This window comes from Methylophilus sp. Leaf414, from assembly GCF_001425425.1.
Taxonomy (GTDB): Bacteria; Pseudomonadota; Gammaproteobacteria; order Burkholderiales; family Methylophilaceae; genus Methylophilus.
The window spans coordinates 45592-62914 of the sequence record NZ_LMQQ01000005.1; the positions used below are offsets into that span (position 1 = coordinate 45592).

The 17323-nt window shown below is 49.0% G+C and carries 14 protein-coding genes; 9 read left to right on the top strand and 5 right to left on the bottom strand.

What is annotated here, in order from left to right; translation table 11 throughout:
• Nucleotides 1-32 precede the first annotated feature (32 nt).
• The 3 genes from gltB to ASG24_RS12810 all read right to left on the bottom strand — a co-directional run bounded on the left by gltB (nt 33) and on the right by ASG24_RS12810 (nt 7483).
• The gene (gene gltB, locus ASG24_RS12800; RefSeq protein ID WP_055872096.1) at nt 33-4703 is read right to left on the bottom strand and encodes a glutamate synthase large subunit; all 4671 of its coding nucleotides are present in this window, start codon (nt 4701-4703) and stop codon (nt 33-35) included.
• A gap of 411 nt (nt 4704-5114) precedes the next feature.
• On the bottom strand, nt 5115-6395 hold the full coding sequence (hemL, locus tag ASG24_RS12805; protein ID WP_055872097.1) for a glutamate-1-semialdehyde 2,1-aminomutase: 1281 nt from the start codon (nt 6393-6395) through the stop codon (nt 5115-5117).
• Nucleotides 6396-6466: 71 nt separating this feature from the next.
• Nucleotides 6467-7483, bottom strand: a complete 1017-nt coding sequence (locus tag ASG24_RS12810; RefSeq protein ID WP_055872098.1) for a serine protease — start codon at nt 7481-7483, stop codon at nt 6467-6469.
• 150 nt (nt 7484-7633) lie between these two features.
• Here ASG24_RS12810 and ASG24_RS12815 point away from each other — a divergent pair, with 150 nt between their 5' ends.
• Together ASG24_RS12815 and gndA are read left to right on the top strand one after the other, a co-directional pair.
• Complete coding sequence (locus tag ASG24_RS12815; protein ID WP_055872099.1) at nt 7634-8374, top strand: dienelactone hydrolase family protein; 741 nt, start codon at nt 7634-7636, stop codon at nt 8372-8374.
• A 141-nt stretch (nt 8375-8515) separates the two neighbouring features.
• The gene (gene gndA / locus ASG24_RS12820; protein ID WP_055828887.1) at nt 8516-10030 is read left to right on the top strand and encodes an NADP-dependent phosphogluconate dehydrogenase; all 1515 of its coding nucleotides are present in this window, start codon (nt 8516-8518) and stop codon (nt 10028-10030) included.
• A gap of 231 nt (nt 10031-10261) precedes the next feature.
• Here gndA and ASG24_RS12825 read toward each other — a convergent pair whose 3' ends face one another.
• Entirely contained in the window at nt 10262-10447 is a 186-nt protein-coding gene (locus ASG24_RS12825) for a hypothetical protein (protein WP_055828884.1), read from the bottom strand.
• A 313-nt stretch (nt 10448-10760) separates the two neighbouring features.
• Here ASG24_RS12825 and thiS point away from each other — a divergent pair, with 313 nt between their 5' ends.
• The 6 genes from thiS to ubiA all read left to right on the top strand — a co-directional run bounded on the left by thiS (nt 10761) and on the right by ubiA (nt 14958).
• Nucleotides 10761-10964 carry a sulfur carrier protein ThiS gene (gene thiS / locus ASG24_RS12830; protein ID WP_055872100.1) on the top strand — a complete coding sequence of 68 codons (204 nt, stop codon included), beginning with the start codon at nt 10761-10763 and terminating at the stop codon, nt 10962-10964.
• A gap of 73 nt (nt 10965-11037) precedes the next feature.
• Complete coding sequence (locus tag ASG24_RS12835; RefSeq protein WP_055872176.1) at nt 11038-11820, top strand: thiazole synthase; 783 nt, start codon at nt 11038-11040, stop codon at nt 11818-11820.
• Between the two features lie 3 nt (nt 11821-11823).
• On the top strand, nt 11824-12207 hold the full coding sequence (gene apaG, locus ASG24_RS12840) for a Co2+/Mg2+ efflux protein ApaG (RefSeq protein ID WP_055872101.1): 384 nt from the start codon (nt 11824-11826) through the stop codon (nt 12205-12207).
• Between the two features lie 119 nt (nt 12208-12326).
• Nucleotides 12327-13523, top strand: a complete 1197-nt coding sequence (locus ASG24_RS12845; protein ID WP_369814189.1) for a murein transglycosylase A — start codon at nt 12327-12329, stop codon at nt 13521-13523.
• Between the two features lie 5 nt (nt 13524-13528).
• Entirely contained in the window at nt 13529-14095 is a 567-nt protein-coding gene (locus ASG24_RS12850) for a chorismate lyase (protein WP_055872102.1), read from the top strand.
• Nucleotides 14095-14958 carry a 4-hydroxybenzoate octaprenyltransferase gene (ubiA, locus tag ASG24_RS12855; RefSeq protein WP_055872103.1) on the top strand — a complete coding sequence of 288 codons (864 nt, stop codon included), beginning with the start codon at nt 14095-14097 and terminating at the stop codon, nt 14956-14958. Before ASG24_RS12850 ends, ubiA begins: the two co-directional genes overlap by 1 nt.
• On the opposite strand, the gene ASG24_RS12860 is transcribed toward ubiA, so the two are convergent.
• Nucleotides 14950-16575 (bottom strand): FimV family protein, encoded by a 1626-nt coding sequence (locus tag ASG24_RS12860; protein ID WP_235562421.1) that lies wholly within the window; start codon nt 16573-16575, stop codon nt 14950-14952. The genes ubiA and ASG24_RS12860 overlap by 9 nt on opposite strands.
• Nucleotides 16576-16874: 299 nt before the next feature.
• Here ASG24_RS12860 and rplM point away from each other — a divergent pair, with 299 nt between their 5' ends.
• Nucleotides 16875-17303 carry a 50S ribosomal protein L13 gene (gene rplM / locus ASG24_RS12865; protein ID WP_055828872.1) on the top strand — a complete coding sequence of 143 codons (429 nt, stop codon included), beginning with the start codon at nt 16875-16877 and terminating at the stop codon, nt 17301-17303.
• The last annotated feature ends 20 nt before the right edge of the window (nt 17304-17323 follow it).

Consider the following 17323-nt stretch of genomic DNA (forward strand, 5'->3'; position numbering starts at 1 on the left):
CGCAGACGCGGGGCATTCAATAACAACAACGATTAAGCGGCTTGTTTGGCAGAGGCCGCAGCCATTTCGGTCAGCACGCGTTTATATTCGTTCGGGAACACCTTGACGAATTTTGCGCGTTCAGCCGGCCAGTCTGCCAGGATGTCTTTGGCACGCGGACTACCGGTCAAGGCTGCATGCTGCTCAATCAGGCCTTTCAGAATCACTTCATCAGGCTGACCCAAATGCTGTACCTTACCGACATCGGCTTCAGCGGCTTCGACTTTTTCCAGTGACACCATGCTCATATTGCAGCGCTTGGAGAATTGGCCGTCGACATCGTAAATATAAGCAATACCACCGCTCATCCCCGCAGCAAAGTTCTGGCCGGTTTGACCCAACACCACCACAGTGCCGCCGGTCATGTATTCACAACCGTGGTTACCAACGCCTTCAATAACCGCAGTCGCGCCGGAGTTGCGTACACCGAAGCGTTCGCCAGCCACACCACTCAGGAAGCTTTCGCCGGTGGTTGCACCATACATCACAGTGTTACCGACAATGATGTTTTCGTAAGACAGGCCACGGAAGGTGGTTGGTGGTTTGATAATGATGCGACCACCACACAGACCTTTACCCACATAGTCATTGCCTTCACCAGTCAATTCAAAGGTGATGCCTTTAGCCAGGAAAGCAGCAAAGCTCTGGCCTGACGTACCGGTAAAGTTAACGTGGATGGTGTCATGTGGCAGGCCATCATTACCGTAACGGCGTGCAACTTCATGCGACAGCATGGTGCCGGCAGTACGGTTGGTATTCATGATCGGCAGGTCCAGGATAACTTTTTCACCTTTTTCCAGGGCCGCTTGCGACAGGGCAATCAGTTGATTATCAAGCGCCTTAGCAATGCCATGGTCTTGAATGTCATTGTTTTTGCGCGATACGCTGGCTGGCATGTCTGGCAGATGGAAAATTTTGCTGAAATCCAGGCCATTGATTTTCCAGTGCTCGATACCGGCTTTCATATCCAGCAAGTCAGCGCGGCCAATCAGGTCTTCAAACTTGGCAATACCAATACTTGCCATCAACTCACGCAACTCTTCAGCTACAAAGAAGAAGTAGTTCACCACGTGTTCTGGCTGGCCGGTGAATTTCTTGCGCAATTCAGGATCTTGTGTCGCTACGCCAACCGGGCAGGTATTCAAATGACACTTGCGCATCATGATACAGCCTTCAACCACCAGTGGCGCGGTGGCAAAACCAAACTCATCCGCACCCAGCAAGGCACCAATCAACACGTCACGGCCAGTTTTCATCTGGCCATCGACTTGCAGTACGACACGGCCACGCAATTGGTTCAAAACTAAAGTCTGCTGTGTTTCAGCCAGGCCGAGCTCCCAAGGCGTACCAGCATGTTTAACTGAAGATAATGGGGATGCACCAGTACCACCGTCATGGCCAGCGACCACAATATGATCAGATTTGGCTTTTGCCACACCCGCTGCCACGGTACCAATCCCGGTTTCTGATACCAGTTTCACCGAAATTGAGGCTTGTGGATTGGCATTTTTCAGGTCATGAATCAGCTGAGCCAAATCTTCAATCGAATAAATATCATGGTGCGGTGGCGGTGAAATTAAACCTACGCCAGGCACTGAGAAACGCAGTTTCGCAATGTATGGAGATACTTTGTGACCAGGTAACTGGCCACCTTCGCCAGGCTTGGCACCTTGCGCCATCTTAATCTGGATCTGGTCAGCACTGCTCAGGTATTCAGCCGTCACACCGAAGCGGCCGGAAGCCACTTGCTTGATGCGTGAACGCATGGAGTCGCCAGCTTTCAGTGGCACATCTGCCTCAATCAATTCGCTGCCCAATACTTTGGCAATGCTGGAATCGATTTGCACCGGGATAAAGCGTTTAACGTCTTCACCACCTTCGCCAGTGTTGGATTTACCGCCAATGCGATTCATCGCTACTGCCAAAGTCGCATGTGCTTCTGTAGAGATAGAGCCCAGTGACATCGCGCCGGTAGCGAAGCGTTTAACAATCTCTTTCGCAGATTCAACTTGCTCAAGCGGAATCGCTGCCGCAGCCGGTTTGATCTCGAACAGGCCACGCAGTGTCATATGACGGCGGCTTTGGTCATTGATAAGCGCTGCATATTCTTTATAGGTGTCGTACTGGCCGGTACGGGTAGCGCTTTGCAGTTTGCTGATAGATTGCGGAGTCCACAAGTGCTCTTCACCACGCACGCGGAAGGCATATTCGCCACCCGCTTCCAGTGAGTTAGATAAGGTGGGGTCATTGCCAAATGCCTGGTCATGCATGCGCATGGTTTCTTCAGCTACTTGCTCCAGGCCTATACCTTCGATCTGGCTGACTGTGCCGGTGAAGTAGTCATTCACAAACTGGCTGTTCAAACCAATCGCTTCAAAAATCTGCGCGCCGCAATAAGACTGGTAGGTAGAAATACCCATTTTGGACATGACTTTATACAAGCCTTTGCCAATTGCTTTCACAAAGTTTTTGCCCGCTTTTTCCGCATCGCCGGTCATGCTCTTCATGGTTTCATATACCAGCCATGGGCAGACGGCTTCAGCACCGTAACCGGCTAATAAGGCAAAGTGATGTACTTCACGTGCAGAACCGGTATCAATCACAAGGCCAGTGCTAGTACGCAAACCAGCTTTCACCAGGAATTCATGTGTTGCCGAACAGGCCAGTAATGCAGGAATTGCAACGCGCGTAGCTGATACCGTGCGGTCTGACAGGATCAATATGTTGTAACCATCATGTACCGCTTTTTCAGCCTGGTCATGCAGCGTGTCCAGCGCTTGTTTCATGCCATCTTTACCCAAGGCCGCATCGTATGTCAGGTCCAACACGATGGATTTGAACTGGCCTTTGGTTAAAGTATCAATTTGTTTCAGTTTTTCCAGGCCATCTAAACTCAATACGGGCTGGCTTCCTTCCAGCCGCAATGGCGGGTTAGTTTCATCCACGGCCAGCAGGTTAGGCTTAGGGCCAATAAAGGTGACCAGTGACATCACCAATTCTTCACGAATCGGGTCAATTGGCGGGTTGGTCACTTGCGCAAACAACTGCTTGAAGTAGTTGTATAAAGTTTTGGCCTTGTTGGATAACACCGGCAAAGCCGCATCGTTACCCATGGAACCAGCCCCTTCTTCACCGTTGTCCAGCATTGGTTGCAGAACAAATTTGAGGTCTTCCTGTGAATAGCCAAACGCTTGCTGTGTATCCAGCAGGCTGGCTTGCAAGGTGACTTCACCGGAGCCTACGTTGGGCAATTCAGTCACGTGGAAACGGGTTTGTTCAATCCACTGGCGGTAAGGTTTGGCTTGTGCCAGTTCTTTTTTGACTTCTTCGTCATCGATAATGCGGCCTTGCTCCATGTCGATCAACAACATTTTTCCAGGTTGCAGGCGCCATTTTTTGACGATTTTTTCTTGCGGGAAAGTGATTACACCCATTTCAGACGCCATCATGACGATGTCATCTTCAGTCACCAGGTAACGTGCCGGGCGCAGACCATTACGGTCCAAAGTCGCACCAATCATTTTGCCATCGGTAAATGCCACCGCGGCCGGGCCATCCCATGGCTCCATGATGTTGGCGTGGTATTCGTAGAATGCACGACGGTCTTCGTCCATTAGCGGATTGTTGTTCCAGGCTTCCGGAATCAGCATCATCATCGCGTGTGGCAGGCTGTACCCGCCGGCAACCAGCAATTCCAGACAGTTATCGAAGCAGGCTGAGTCAGACTGGCCTTCAACAATCAATGGCCACAGTTTTTCCAGGTCTTCACCAAGCACAACAGATTTAATCGTTTCATGACGTGCAGTCATCCAGTTGACGTTGCCCTGCACGGTATTGATTTCGCCATTGTGCGCAATCATGCGGAATGGATGTGCCAAGTCCCAGGCAGGGAAAGTGTTGGTAGAGAAGCGTTGGTGTACCAATGCTAGCGCTGATACAACGCGAGCGTCTTTCAGGTCTTTGTAATAGACGCCTACCTCGTTCGCGAGCAACATGCCTTTGTAGACTATTGTCCGTGAAGAAAAAGAAGGCATGTAGAACTGAGCGTTATCCTGTAACGCAAGCGCGCGAATCGCATGCTCGATACGTTTACGGATCACAAAACATTTGCGCTCAAAAGCATTATTGTCAGCCACTGTGCTGGTAATAAATACCTGGCGCATTACCGGCTCAACTGCGCGCGCTGCATCAGCAATATTGCTGTTGTCGACTGGCACATCTCGCCAGCCCAATAATGTTTGATTTTCTTCGGCAATAATCTGCGCAAAAATGGCTTCGCATTTAGCACGGTTATCTGCATTTTGTGGCAAAAATGCCTGGCCCACTGCGTATTGACCAGCTACCGGCAAAGTCATGCCCAGTTTGGTAGCTTCTTCACGCATAAAGGTATCTGGCATTTGCATCAACAAACCGGCACCATCACCCAGTTTCGGGTCATAGCCCGTTGCACCGCGGTGGGTCAGGTTGTCGAGGAGCTGCAAACCTTTGGCGACAATGTCATGGCTCTTTTGGCCTTTAATGTGGGCAACAAAGCCCACGCCACAGCTATCTTTCTCATGACGTCTGTCATATAAACCCTGCGATTGCGGGGCTAAACCGAGCTGGCTATCCAGGGCGGTTACGGAATCTTGAGAAGCACTCATCAGGTTGTTGTCGGGCTGCATATCCATTGCCAGATTCTTCACTTACAAAACATTTGGAGGAACCTTCAATGATACCGTTAAAGTTTAGCAATTTCAATCGTTTAGCCTGCGTTAAATAACGCAGACATGCATTTTTAATTCTCAGTTGAGAATGATTTTCATTTGTTGAGTTTTGTGTATGAAAATTCAGTCAAATATTCAAAATAAATGGTTATGAACAGTCGGGAAATTGATCGTACTTCTTAAAATTTATGAAGACTTAACTTCTTCCTTTCCGCTAGTTAAAATCATTTGCAGCATACCTAATGAATCATTTGGGAAGGCTTAAACACACTCAGGCGCTAGATATGTTTAGCCCCGCCATTGAAGCGGGGCTAAACATATTTTTTGAAAAACTATTTAATTACTTCAATTTGATTAGGCTAAGAGGGATTACAAAGCCGCAAACGCTTTTTCTGCGGCGGCAATTGTTTCAGCAATATCCTGATCAGTATGCGCTGCAGAGACAAAACCAGCTTCAAACGCTGAAGGTCCCAGATAAATGCCGCTATCCAGCATGCTATGGAAGAATTTATTAAATGCATTTTTATCTGATTGCATGATTTCGGCGAAACTGGTTGGGTTGTTTTCGCTGAAATAGAGTCCAAACATACCGCCTACATTTTGTGCGTTGAAAGTAATACCCGCTTTTTTCGCTGCAGCTTTGAAGCCTTCCATCAGCTTGGTTGTTTGCGCAGTCAGTTTTTCATAAAAGCCGGGTGCCTGCACCAGTTTCAAGGTGGTCAAGCCTGCGCTGACAGCTACCGGGTTGCCTGACAATGTACCTGCCTGGTAAACCGGGCCTAACGGTGCCAGTACGCTCATGATATCTTTGCGACCGCCAAAAGCGCCCACCGGCAAGCCACCGCCAATCACTTTGCCTAATGTGGTCATATCCGGCGTGATGTTATACAACGCCTGCGCACCACCAAGTGCCACACGGAAGCCAGTCATTACTTCATCAAAAATCAGTACCGTGTCATGCTGAGTACACAGGTCGCGTAGCGTTTGCAAGAATTCCTGATGTGGCACAATCAGGTTCATATTGCCAACCACAGGTTCCAGGATCACACAGGCAATTTCATCGCCAATGCTGGCAAAAGTGTCTTTCAACATTTGAGTATTGTTGTAATCCAGAGTAAGCGTGTGCGCCGCAACTTCGGCAGGCACGCCAGCTGAGCTTGGTTCGCCAAAGGTCAGCAAGCCGGAACCAGCTTTTACTAGTAAAGCATCGGCGTGACCGTGGTAACAACCTTCAAACTTGATGATTTTATTGCGTTTGGTAAAACCGCGCGCTACGCGGATGGCGCTCATGGTGGCCTCAGTACCGCTGCTGACCAGTCGTACTTGCTCCATGCTTGGTACTAACTTATTAATCAGTTCGGCCATTTCCAGTTCAAGGCCGGTTGGGGCGCCAAAGCTCAGGCTGTTAGCGGCGGCTTGTTGCACGGCTGCCACCACTTCAGGATGGGCGTGGCCGAGAATCATCGGTCCCCATGAGTTGATGTAATCGATATATTCCTTGCCATCGGCATCCCATAATCTGGAACCCACGCCCTTTTTAAAGAAAATCGGCGTCCCACCAACACTGCGGAAAGCGCGGACTGGCGAGTTGACGCCACCCGGGATCAGTTTTTGGGATTGTTCGAACAGTTGCTGATTGCGAGAAGTCATAAGCCTGAGGATATCAAAACGACAAAAACGTTATTCTATCAGAGGCATGTTGCCAGATGGCAGATGTGGAGCTAGCGATTCTCTTGCAAGCGCTGCTGCAAATCGCCAAACGCCTGCGCATCCAGTTGCCGGATGTGATTTTCGGCATCAGCTAATACCTGAGTTTGCTGCTTCTGCTGGGCGAGGATAGCTAAACCTATCCAGGCATCAATATGGGCAGGTTGTAGTGCAACGGATTGCTGATAAGCTTGCTGGGCAGCATCGAGTTGCCCTTGCCCATGGAGCGCGCTTGCCAGGTAAAAAGCCGCCTCCGCCGAGTTGGGCTGCTGGCTGAACCAGACGCGTGAAATGGCTTCCAGTTCTTTCCAGTCACTGTTTTGGTAGGGTTGCACCACTTGCATCCAGTATGGGCGCTCAAGCGGTGGTAAATCCCAGAACGGCGTGCCATCGGGAGCAGGCGTAGACACACTATCCTTCTGCATCAGGGCTTGTACCCACTCGACCGGAATGCTGTAGAAATACGCGTGTTTGCCCGGGCTTTTAAAAGTACTTAGTGAGACCAGTTCACCGGCCTGGTTGAAAGTCGGGCTACCGCTGGAACCCATGATGAATGCGGCATCTGAGCGCACTATGGTGCCACCATCATAAGGATAGAGCGCACGTACTTTGCCGGCGATGGTTTGTGGTTTGGGTGGTCCGCCGGGAAAACCTATGGTGAAGACATCATCTCCATAATTTAGTGAGTCAGCCGAGGCCAGTTTGACTGGTGCCAGTTCCAGATATTGGAACTTAAGCAAACACGCATCATGCGGCCAATCTGCCACCATGCCGACTGGACTGATACTCTCGCCGAATTTTGAAATGCTGATGCCGTTACTGTTTGCCAGTACATGGCAATTGGTGGCGACTGTGTCTTTAGCGACCACCACGCCAGTGCCGACGCCATGCCCTCCTGTTTGTGTGATCACATGCACTTTTACAATGGATGCTTTTAGCTTGTACACCAGCTCACGGTCTGGCTCTGCAAACGCAACATTTATAGACCATAACAATGTAAGTGCGATAAAGCCTTGAAACAGAGTGCGCATGCCAACTCCTTGTGACTGTTTTGCTCGGTAATGATGAGACTTAATTTAAAGCGAAAAATGCAAAAAAATCTGCGACTAGCCATTAATACAGTGAAAAGCCAGCGAAACAGCGCTAGAATAGCCGATATTTTTGATTGTTGAAGGATAGTTATGCTGATTACAAGCGAAATCGTTGATTTGGACACGCCGACCGGGGTGATGCGCACCTATGTGCATCGTCCAAAGCAGGATGGTAAAGTGCCTGCGGTTTTGTTTTACTCGGAAATTTTCCAGCAAACCGGCCCAATCGAACGTGCAGCACGCTTCTTGGCCAGCCATGGCTATGCGGTGTTAGTGCCGGAAGTGTTTCATGAGCTGAACCCGATTGGTACTGTGCTTGGCTATGACGATGCCGGTCGCGATAAGGGTAATGCGGATAAGTTTGCCAAAGATGTGCAGGCTTACGACACTGATAACCGCGCCATGATTGAGTTTCTCAATGCACAGCCATGGTACAGCGGTAAGCTGGGCGCAGCCGGTTTCTGTATCGGTGGTCATCTGGCATTCCGTGCTGCGTTGCAGCCAGAAGTAAAAGCCACCGCTTGCTTCTACGCGACCGATTTACATACCAACCTTATTCCTAATAAACCTGGCCAGCACAGCATGGATCGTGTGAACGAGATTAAAGGCGAATTGCTGATGATCTGGGGTAAACAGGATCCACATATTCCTGGCGATAAGCGTGCTGAGTTATACAACCGCTTCGCTAATATCCCAGGTTTGAATTACACCTGGCATGAAGTCAACGGGCAACACGCCTTTATGCGCGATGAGGGTGAAAGATATGATGCGCAGGTGGCTGGCATCGGTTATCAGCTGGCTCTGCACTTGTTGGGCAACGCATTAAAATAAGTAATTGGGTTGAGCGATAAATGACTGTTGTTAAGATTGGTTTTTCAGCAAGCATTGAACGTTCAATTGCACTTTGAAGTCCAAGCACAGGCCAAAAGCCTGTGCTTTTTTTTAACCAAATCAAAAATTTAAGAGACTGATATGACCACAAAAAATGCTGACATCGGCCTGGTGGGCCTCGCAGTGATGGGCCAAAACCTGGCCCTGAACATTGCCGATCACGGTTACACCATCGCGGTATACAACCGCGACCCGAAAAAAATGCTGAATTTTATTGAAGAGTGCAAGGCCAAGGAGCCATCGCATGAACGCGTAGTCGGCCACGCTGATCTGGCTTCTTTCGTGTTAAGTATCAAACGTCCACGCAAAATTGTGTTACTGGTAAAAGCCGGTAGCGCCACCGATGTGACTATCAATGCTTTATTGCCTTTCCTGGAGCAGGGCGACATTATTATTGATGGCGGTAATGCTTTGTGGACAGACACTATCCGCCGCGAAAAAGAGCTGGCCGCTAAAGGCATTGAGTTCATTGGTTCAGGTGTTTCAGGCGGTGAAACCGGTGCCCGTTTCGGTCCTTCATTGATGCCATCCGGCACACGCAAGGCTTGGTCCAGCCTGGAGCCAATCTGGCGTGATATCGCCGCCAAGGTAGACCCGGTGACTGGCACGCCTATGGAAGGTGGCGAGCCAGGCAAGCCTGTAGAAGGCGGTTTCTCCTGTGCGGAATATATTGGCCCTGACGGTGCCGGTCACTACGTTAAAATGGTGCACAACGGTATCGAATACATCGATATGCAGTTGATCTGCGAAGCCTACTGGTTGATGAAAAACCTGCTGGGTATGCCAGCAGATGAAATCGGTAAGGTATTTGCGGAATGGAACAAGGGCGAGTTGTCCAGCTTCCTGATTGAAATCACGGCAGATATCCTGCAACAGAGAGATCCGGGTGGTAAAGGCTTCCTGGTCGATAATATCCTGGATACTGCGGGTCAGAAAGGTACCGGTCAATGGACAGCGGCCAACGCCTTGGAGCTGGGCGCACCTGCCAACGCGATTGCCGCTGCTGTGTATGCGCGGGCATTATCCAGCCTCAAAGAAGAACGTGTGGAAGCGAGCCGCATTCTGAAAGGTCCGGAGATTGTTAAGGAAACTGACAAGCCAGCGATTATTGAAGCGATTAAGAATGCATTGTATTGCTCCAAAATTTGCGCTTACGCGCAAGGTTTCCAACTGATTGATAAAGCACAAGTGGCTTACAACTGGAAACTCAACTTTGGTGAAATCGCGCAAATCTGGCGTGGTGGTTGTATTATCCGCGCGCGCTTCCTGCAAAAAATTACCGATGCCTATGCATTGAATTCACGCCTGAAAAACCTGATGCTGGACCCATACTTTACGAATGCAATGAATGAAGGCCAGGCAGGCTGGCGTAAGGTGATTGCACTGGCAGTGACCAATGGTATTCCTGCACAAGGGTTTGCTGCGGCGTTGGCCTATTATGATGGCTACAGAAGTGCTGACTTGCCTGCTAACCTGTTACAAGGTCAGCGTGACTTCTTCGGCGCACACACATATGAGCGTAAAGATCATCCACGCGGTCAATTCTTCCATCTTGATTGGCCGGAACAAGGTCGTCCTGAATTGGTGATTGAGTAATTTCTGGTAATTAAATCTGATGTGTGGATGCCGCTTTGGCATCTGCGCGTTGGTCAGGCAGAAAATAAAAAGATGGCTAGATGCCATCTTTTTTGTCTTTATCTGTTAGCAGCAGAAAAATGAAATAGTGCAACTGCACTAATCAATCATTTATTTCGTCAATCATTTTTTCGCATGGCACAGATAAAACGTTGACCCACCCTGGGTCACGGTCGAGCGTGTGTTAAAGCTTTAAACGCAATCGCAACTGGATTCCAGAAAACGATGTAACTCGAGAATGGCTTTTTTATGTTCCTGAGCTTTAAGCGAAGCTTTTGAAGCACTCACATCAGCAGCAGTATTTAAGCCTGGTGAATAAATTTCGTCAGTTAAAAAATGAATAGACGAAGCTTGTTGGTAAGACTCTACAATTTGCATTTCAATTTTTCCTTTTGGGATTCAATATTTCCAATACGACATAACGAATTTTGTTCGTCGTGTCTGTGGCGACAAAATTAACAAAAAGTTCCTGATTGAGCAAAGGGTTAAACGTTAAAGTGCCCAATTTGGTCCAATTGCTATGCTGTATTTGCGCCGCTACAACATCAAAGCAAACATGATGCCATGTTTGCTTAGTTTAACGCACAGCCATGACGATTGGATGACAACCTAACCAGCACTTAAAAACTAAAAGCCAAATGCGTCAATATTTCGTAAAATAACGGCTGGAAAATACAAAATGAAGAGTGGGATGCAAATTCTTGTCAATGGTAAAGCCATGCAATTGCCATCGGAGGCGATGACAGTGCTGGCACTGGTTGAACATATGCAATTGGTTGGCAAGCGCATTGCCATCGAACGTAACGGTGATATTGTGCCGCGCAGCCAGTTCCCGGAGGTGCAACTGCAAGGGAACGACAGGCTGGAGATCGTTGGCGCGGTTGGCGGCGGTTGAATCATCTGCAACCAAAATAGCATTTGCTAATCCTATCCCTGTTACAGAAACAAGATTTTTTGAGAATAAATACATGAGTGATGCACTGGTAATTGCCGGTAAAAGTTATGAATCCCGCCTGCTGGTGGGGACTGGTAAATATAAAGATTTTGCGGAAACCCGCGCGGCGATTGATGCCAGCGGTACCGAAATTGTGACTGTTGCCATCCGTCGCACTAATATCGGCCAGAATGCCAATGAGCCTTCGTTGCTGGATTATCTGCCGCCTACCGAATTTACTTATCTGCCGAACACGGCAGGCTGTTATAGTGCTGATGACGCGGTGCGTACGTTGCGCCTGGCGCGTGAGCTGCTGGACGATCACCGCCTGGTCAAGCTTGAAGTGCTCGGTGACCCGAATACTTTATATCCTAACGTAACAGAAACGATTGCAGCTGCCAAAGTATTAGTGAAAGAAGGATTTGAAGTCATGGTGTACACCTCGGATGATCCGATTATTGCCAAACAGCTGGAAGACATCGGCTGTGTTGCAGTGATGCCGCTGGCGTCACTGATTGGTTCCGGGATGGGGATTTTGAATCCATGGAACCTGCAGATTATCATTGAAAACGCCAAGATTCCTGTGCTGGTGGATGCTGGCGTAGGCTGTGCCTCTGATGCCGCGATAGCTATGGAATTAGGTTGTGCCGGGGTGTTGATGAATACCGCGATTGCCGCTGCGCGAGACCCGGTGCTGATGGCCGGTGCCATGAAAAAGGCAGTGGAAGCCGGACGCGAATCATTTCTGGCTGGGCGTATGGCGAAAAAGCTGTATTCCGCCAGCCCAAGTTCACCTACTACCGGCATGATTGGGTAAACCGTGGAAGATAACGAATTATATGCATGCGAGGTTTCGGTCATCACCGAGTATCTGCACGATCAATCGTCCCCTGAAGCCGGGCAATATGTTTATGCATATACCGTCACTATCCGGAATACCGGAAAAACACCGGCGCAACTGATCAGCAGACACTGGGTGATCACCGATGCCATGCAGCAGGTGCGCGAAGTCAAAGGCCTGGGGGTGATTGGCGAGCAGCCATTGCTGGCGCCCGATGCTGAATACAAATATACCAGCAGCGTGATGTTTAATACGCCGAGTGGCGAAATGTACGGTACGTACCAGATGGTGGCGGTTGATGGTCACTGGTTTGAGGTGGATATCCCGACTTTCTGGCTGCATCAGGCGGCAGGATTACATTAAGGCTGACGCTCATACATGCGTGAGCTAGTCATGAAAAGATTCAAGTGAAATTAATTGATGTGTTTTTAGCAAGAAAAATCAGCGCAAGTAAATCAGGCCTGTTGTTGATATCTGTTTTGATGGCCTTTGGCCTGGCTGGTTGCCAATCGGCTGCGCCTATCCCTCCCAAAAAATCTGCATCCAAACCATCGGTGACTACGACGGCTGAAAAGCCTGACCTAGCCACACAAGGCAGCCGTCCGGTGCCAACTTCACCTTATGCATTATTAACCCCAGCGAGCTGGACAGAGATGCCAGGAGTGGATAACGAGAACTGGGTTGCCAGTTGGGCAGCATGGTTGCAAAGTTGCCAGGGATTAAGGAAAAAACCTGACTGGCAAGCCGTATGTGCTGCGGCACCGACCGTCAAAGGTGATGATGCCAATGCGATCAAAGCTTACTGGCAGCAGTATTTCAATGTCTATGCTACACAGCAAGTCGAAGGCACCCAGCAGGGACTGATTACCGGCTATTACCAGCCGGTATTAAAAGGTGCTAGAGCAGCCAGTGAGCGTTATCCTGTTCCATTGTATAAAGTGCCCGCAGACCTGATTACGGTCAATCTGTCGAATTTATTCCCTGACCTTAAATACAAGCGCGTGCGCGGTCGTGTACAGGGGCAAACACTGGTGCCTTATTACACCCGTACCGAAATTGAGCAGCAACAGTCGCCATTGCTGGGCAATGAATTGTTGTGGGTGAATGACGCTGTGGAAGCATTCTTCCTGCAGGTGCAAGGTTCAGGCATTGTCGAGCTGGAAAGTGGCGAGCGCATCCCTGTTGGTTATGCCGACCAAAACGGACATCCTTACCAGTCTATCGGTAAAGTGCTGGTCGAGCGCGGCGAGCTCACTGCCAGCGAAGCCTCCATGCAAGGCATTAAAACCTGGGGGCAACAGCATCCGGATCAATTGCAGGGCTTGCTAAATGCCAACCCCAGTTATGTATTTTTTAAATTATTACCTACAGGCTTATCAGGCCCGCTCGGTGCGCTCGGCGTGCCATTAACACCTGCCCGCAGTATTGCGGTAGACCCGTTTTATATTCCATTGGGCGCGCCTGTATACATGGCAACGACTTACCCTTACCCGAATTCGGATGCTCTGCTGCAACAACTAATGGTGGCGCAAGATACAGGCGGTGCCATCAAAGGTGGTGTGCGTGCCGATATTTATTGGGGTGACGGCGAAGCTGCCGGTAAACTGGCAGGCGCGATGCGGCAGCAAGGGCAATTGTGGGTGTGGTTGCCTAAAACCTTTAAACTGCCCCAACAGTAACCTAGATGCAACGCGTTCATTATCGCAATGACGCCCGCTGGCACGCTAAATTGATAATCAGGAGCGCCTTGCGTCCATGGTTGCAAGAGCGCGGTTCATTGACTGCCAAGTTAAAACAGCAGTATGCGGATTTTTCTGTGCAGCCTTACCATGAAGCATGGGGCAAGCCACATGTCGATGAGCGACAACTATTGCGATTACCAGCCTATACCCAAACATGGGTGCGCGAAGTATGGCTGATGGGCGACGGGCAACCACGCGTGTTTGCACATAGCGTGATTGCGCGCAAAGATTTGCGAGGTCCATGGTATAGTCTGCGCAAAATGGGAAGGTTACCATTGGGGGCCGCTTTGTTTGCTAATCCTAAAGTTAAGCGTGGCGCTTTGCATTTTAGAAAACTCACTCCTGCGCACGCTCTTTACAAAGCAGTGTCAAAAAAATTAACGCTCAAGACAAACCACCCATTATGGGCGCGCCGTTCATTATTTTGCCTGCAACGCAATCACTTGCTGGTCACTGAAGTTTTTCTGCCAAGCCTGTTAACGAATACCGATAATGGATTAAAAGAATAATGTTGTCGTTTGCCAAATGGAATGCCTACTATCGCCTGACCCGGCTGGATAAACCCATTGGTATCTGGTTATTGATGTGGCCAACTTTATGGGGACTGCTGATTGCCGGACAAGGGCAACCTGATTTGCATGTAGTGGCTGTCTTTGTTTTAGGCACTATCCTTATGCGTTCGGCGGGTTGCGCACTCAATGATATTGCGGACCGGCATTGGGACGGTGCTGTAGCACGTACGCAGGCAAGGCCATTGGCAACCGGCGAAATTTCAGTCAAAGAAGCTTATCTGGTGGCCGTCATCCTGGCACTGATTGCTTTTGCGCTAGTCTGCACCCTGGGCTGGAAAGTAGTGGCATGGTCGGTGCCCGCATTATTTCTTGCCATCAGTTATCCCTATACCAAACGTTTCCTGGCCATACCGCAGGCTTATCTCGGGCTGGCATTTGGCTTCGGTATCCCGATGACATTTGTTGCTTTGCAAGGGCAGGTGCCAGCGGTGGCATGGTGCTTATTGCTGGCCAATATGTTCTGGTCCATTGCCTATGATACGGCTTATGCCATGGTAGACCGTGCAGATGATCTTAAGATTGGTATACGCTCGTCAGCCATTACCTTCGGGCGCTTTGATGTGATGGCAATCATGGGCTGTTTTACTGTCATGATGCTGATCCTGGCAGCTGTTGCGATATATGCGGGTTTCGCATGGCCCTTCTGGCTGGGTTGGATCTTGGCGTGTGTGTTGATTGCGCGACAATATAAACTCATCAGCAAGCGCGATCCACAACAGTGTTTTAAGGCTTTTCTGGATAATGTGTGGATAGGCGCTGCCTTAACCGCAGGGTTTGCAGGGGCTTACTGGTTAGGCTGATTTGCGTGCCGTTGAAGGCTCATCCAGTTCGAAGGTGAAATCGGTCCAATACTGGAATGGCGTCTGGTCGACTGGTGCCAGCACATAAATATCACCTGAGAGTTTTTGCAATTCACGCAAATTATCACTCATCGATTCTGCATCCGCAGTGGTCTTGACCGTTGGCTGTACCGTAGGCAGATTCTGGGTCTGGCAAGCCACTTCTTTAAGCATCATCAACTCTTCAAACACACTGCGTTCAAATCCCATGCGCGGTACAAGGCGCGTGTTGTATACCAGGTCGTCAATCAGCGAAATCACCTGTGGCGTACCCCAGGTCTGTTGCAAAGCTTTCATGATGCGAGGATAGGATTCTATTCCCTGCTGTTTAAGGTCGGGACTGCGCTCCACGCTAAGGTTGAAATGTTTCCTGCAGTCCGCGGCCACAATATCAAACTCTTGTTGCTTATCCTCCTTGGATAATAAATCGAGTAGATAAAGCCACATCCAAGGTGAACATTTAGGGTGGCGCGCCAGATGCTGCTGCAAATGCTCAATCGCCTGATTAGCACGGCCATGGGTAAATAGCCGGGAAGCGTCCTGCATCACTGCATTAGTATTCTGCTGAGAACTGATTCTCTGCGGTGTGCTAGCCGGTGATACCGCATCATCATTCGCATGTAGCGGAACAGATTGCAGTCTGTTCGTCGCCTGGTTTGTTGGCTGATAAGGTGATTGTGTATGAGGTGCCGCCTGCTGAGTTCTGGCAAATGTATCTGCAGATTGACTGTGGCCAGGCTGTGCAGGATTGCTAGTTTTGTCTTTAGATTTCTCGCGCACTTTGGATGTTTTAGGGATCGCTGCATATCGACGCAGCCAATCGGCGAAGAAATAGCCGCTGACGATTAATGCCAGGCTCAGTGTCAATACCAGCGTACGCAACAAGTGATTTTCATTTTGCAGTTGGGTTAGCTGGCTTTTTAATGTCATTAATATATTTGCCTGGGCAAGATTGCTGGCATAAAGCGTGTCGGATTTTTTCTGTAATTGTTTAAAGTCGACTTGAAGTGCGTTAATTTGTTGCTGCAATGCATTGTAAGTATCTAGTGGAACATCTGGAGATATCAGGGTCGGCGCTGAAATTATCTCAGTCTGCACAGAAGGTGTGTCAGCAATGGTTTCTGCTGTTACAGGTTGCAAAGGTATAGCCTCAGTGGCCACTTTATTGGTGGAAACTGGGGGTGAAACAGTGACAGTATTATCGGCCTGGATACTTAAAGTTTGGCTGCTATGCTGGCAGTGATCAATAAGGGTCAGTTTTAGTGGTGCGGAAATCGGGCTGTTTGACCACAACATGATACTACCTTGCTGATTGCTCAAGGTGGTGTATTCGAGTTGGATAGGGTCAGGTGAAGGTGGTTGTTGCAGGGTGAAGCAGCTTAGGTCTGTGCTCGATTGTGCGTTATATATTCTGAATTGCGCGAGAAACGGTTCATTCAACCCAGATTCGATACTGAGTGTATTTAACTCGGCGGCATTTGAAACGGACGCCAAACCGAGAAAAAATAAAGAGATCAGTCGCAACCGGTGAAAAGCTGCGAAGCGTCTGCTTTGTGTATGCGTGTTGCAAAAAAGCATGATGCAAATGTTTATTTTTAAATTGAAGCTTGCTTGGAAACACAATGAATGGCCTAATATAACACTTGACCGTATAAAACCCCTAGATATCAAGGGGAATTGACCATAAACTAGGTTTATTTTCCGTTAATTTGCATAATTGACACGAGAAAAAACAATGTTGGTCAAATAGCACGCATGAAAGATTGCGATCAGGCGTAACCGTCAATTCTTTTTCGGATTAATTCGTTGACAAGCTTTCTCAAGCTGGCTTATAATCCGCCCTCTTAATTTACACGCTATAACTCGGTAGTTATAAAATGAAAACATTTTCAGCAAAATCGCATGAAGTACAACGTGATTGGTTCGTGATCGACGCCACAGATTTAGTCTTGGGTCGTTTGGCCAGTGCTATTGCTCACCGCCTGCGTGGTAAGCATAAAGCTATTTACACACCGCACGTAGACACCGGTGACTATATCGTTGTCGTCAATGCAGACAAAATTAAAGTGACCGGCAACAAGGCTGGCGGTAAATTGTATCACCGCCACTCCGGTTACCCAGGTGGTATCACAACCACTACATTCTCTAAAATGCAAGACCGTTTCCCAGGTCGTGCGTTGGAAAAAGCAGTAAAAGGCATGTTACCAAAAGGTCCTTTGGGCTATGCCATGATCAAGAAAATGAAAGTGTATGCCGGTGACAAGCACGAGCACATTGCTCAGCAACCGCAAACATTAACTATCTAAATACAGACGATTAGGATAAA

Excerpts from the sequence above, each read along its gene's own strand:
- gltB (WP_055872096.1), bottom strand. The coding sequence starts at position 4,703 with ATGCAGCCCGACAACAACCTGATGAGTGCTTCTCAAGATTCCGTAACC.
- hemL (WP_055872097.1), bottom strand. The coding sequence starts at position 6,395 with ATGACTTCTCGCAATCAGCAACTGTTCGAACAATCCCAAAAACTGATC.
- ASG24_RS12810 (WP_055872098.1), bottom strand. The coding sequence starts at position 7,483 with ATGCGCACTCTGTTTCAAGGCTTTATCGCACTTACATTGTTATGGTCT.
- ASG24_RS12815 (WP_055872099.1), top strand. The coding sequence starts at position 7,634 with ATGCTGATTACAAGCGAAATCGTTGATTTGGACACGCCGACCGGGGTG.
- gndA (WP_055828887.1), top strand. The coding sequence starts at position 8,516 with ATGACCACAAAAAATGCTGACATCGGCCTGGTGGGCCTCGCAGTGATG.
- ASG24_RS12825 (WP_055828884.1), bottom strand. The coding sequence starts at position 10,447 with ATGCAAATTGTAGAGTCTTACCAACAAGCTTCGTCTATTCATTTTTTA.
- thiS (WP_055872100.1), top strand. The coding sequence starts at position 10,761 with ATGCAAATTCTTGTCAATGGTAAAGCCATGCAATTGCCATCGGAGGCG.
- ASG24_RS12835 (WP_055872176.1), top strand. The coding sequence starts at position 11,038 with ATGAGTGATGCACTGGTAATTGCCGGTAAAAGTTATGAATCCCGCCTG.
- ASG24_RS12845 (WP_369814189.1), top strand. The coding sequence starts at position 12,327 with ATGGCCTTTGGCCTGGCTGGTTGCCAATCGGCTGCGCCTATCCCTCCC.
- ASG24_RS12850 (WP_055872102.1), top strand. The coding sequence starts at position 13,529 with ATGCAACGCGTTCATTATCGCAATGACGCCCGCTGGCACGCTAAATTG.
- ubiA (WP_055872103.1), top strand. The coding sequence starts at position 14,095 with ATGTTGTCGTTTGCCAAATGGAATGCCTACTATCGCCTGACCCGGCTG.
- ASG24_RS12860 (WP_235562421.1), bottom strand. The coding sequence starts at position 16,575 with ATGCTTTTTTGCAACACGCATACACAAAGCAGACGCTTCGCAGCTTTT.
- rplM (WP_055828872.1), top strand. The coding sequence starts at position 16,875 with ATGAAAACATTTTCAGCAAAATCGCATGAAGTACAACGTGATTGGTTC.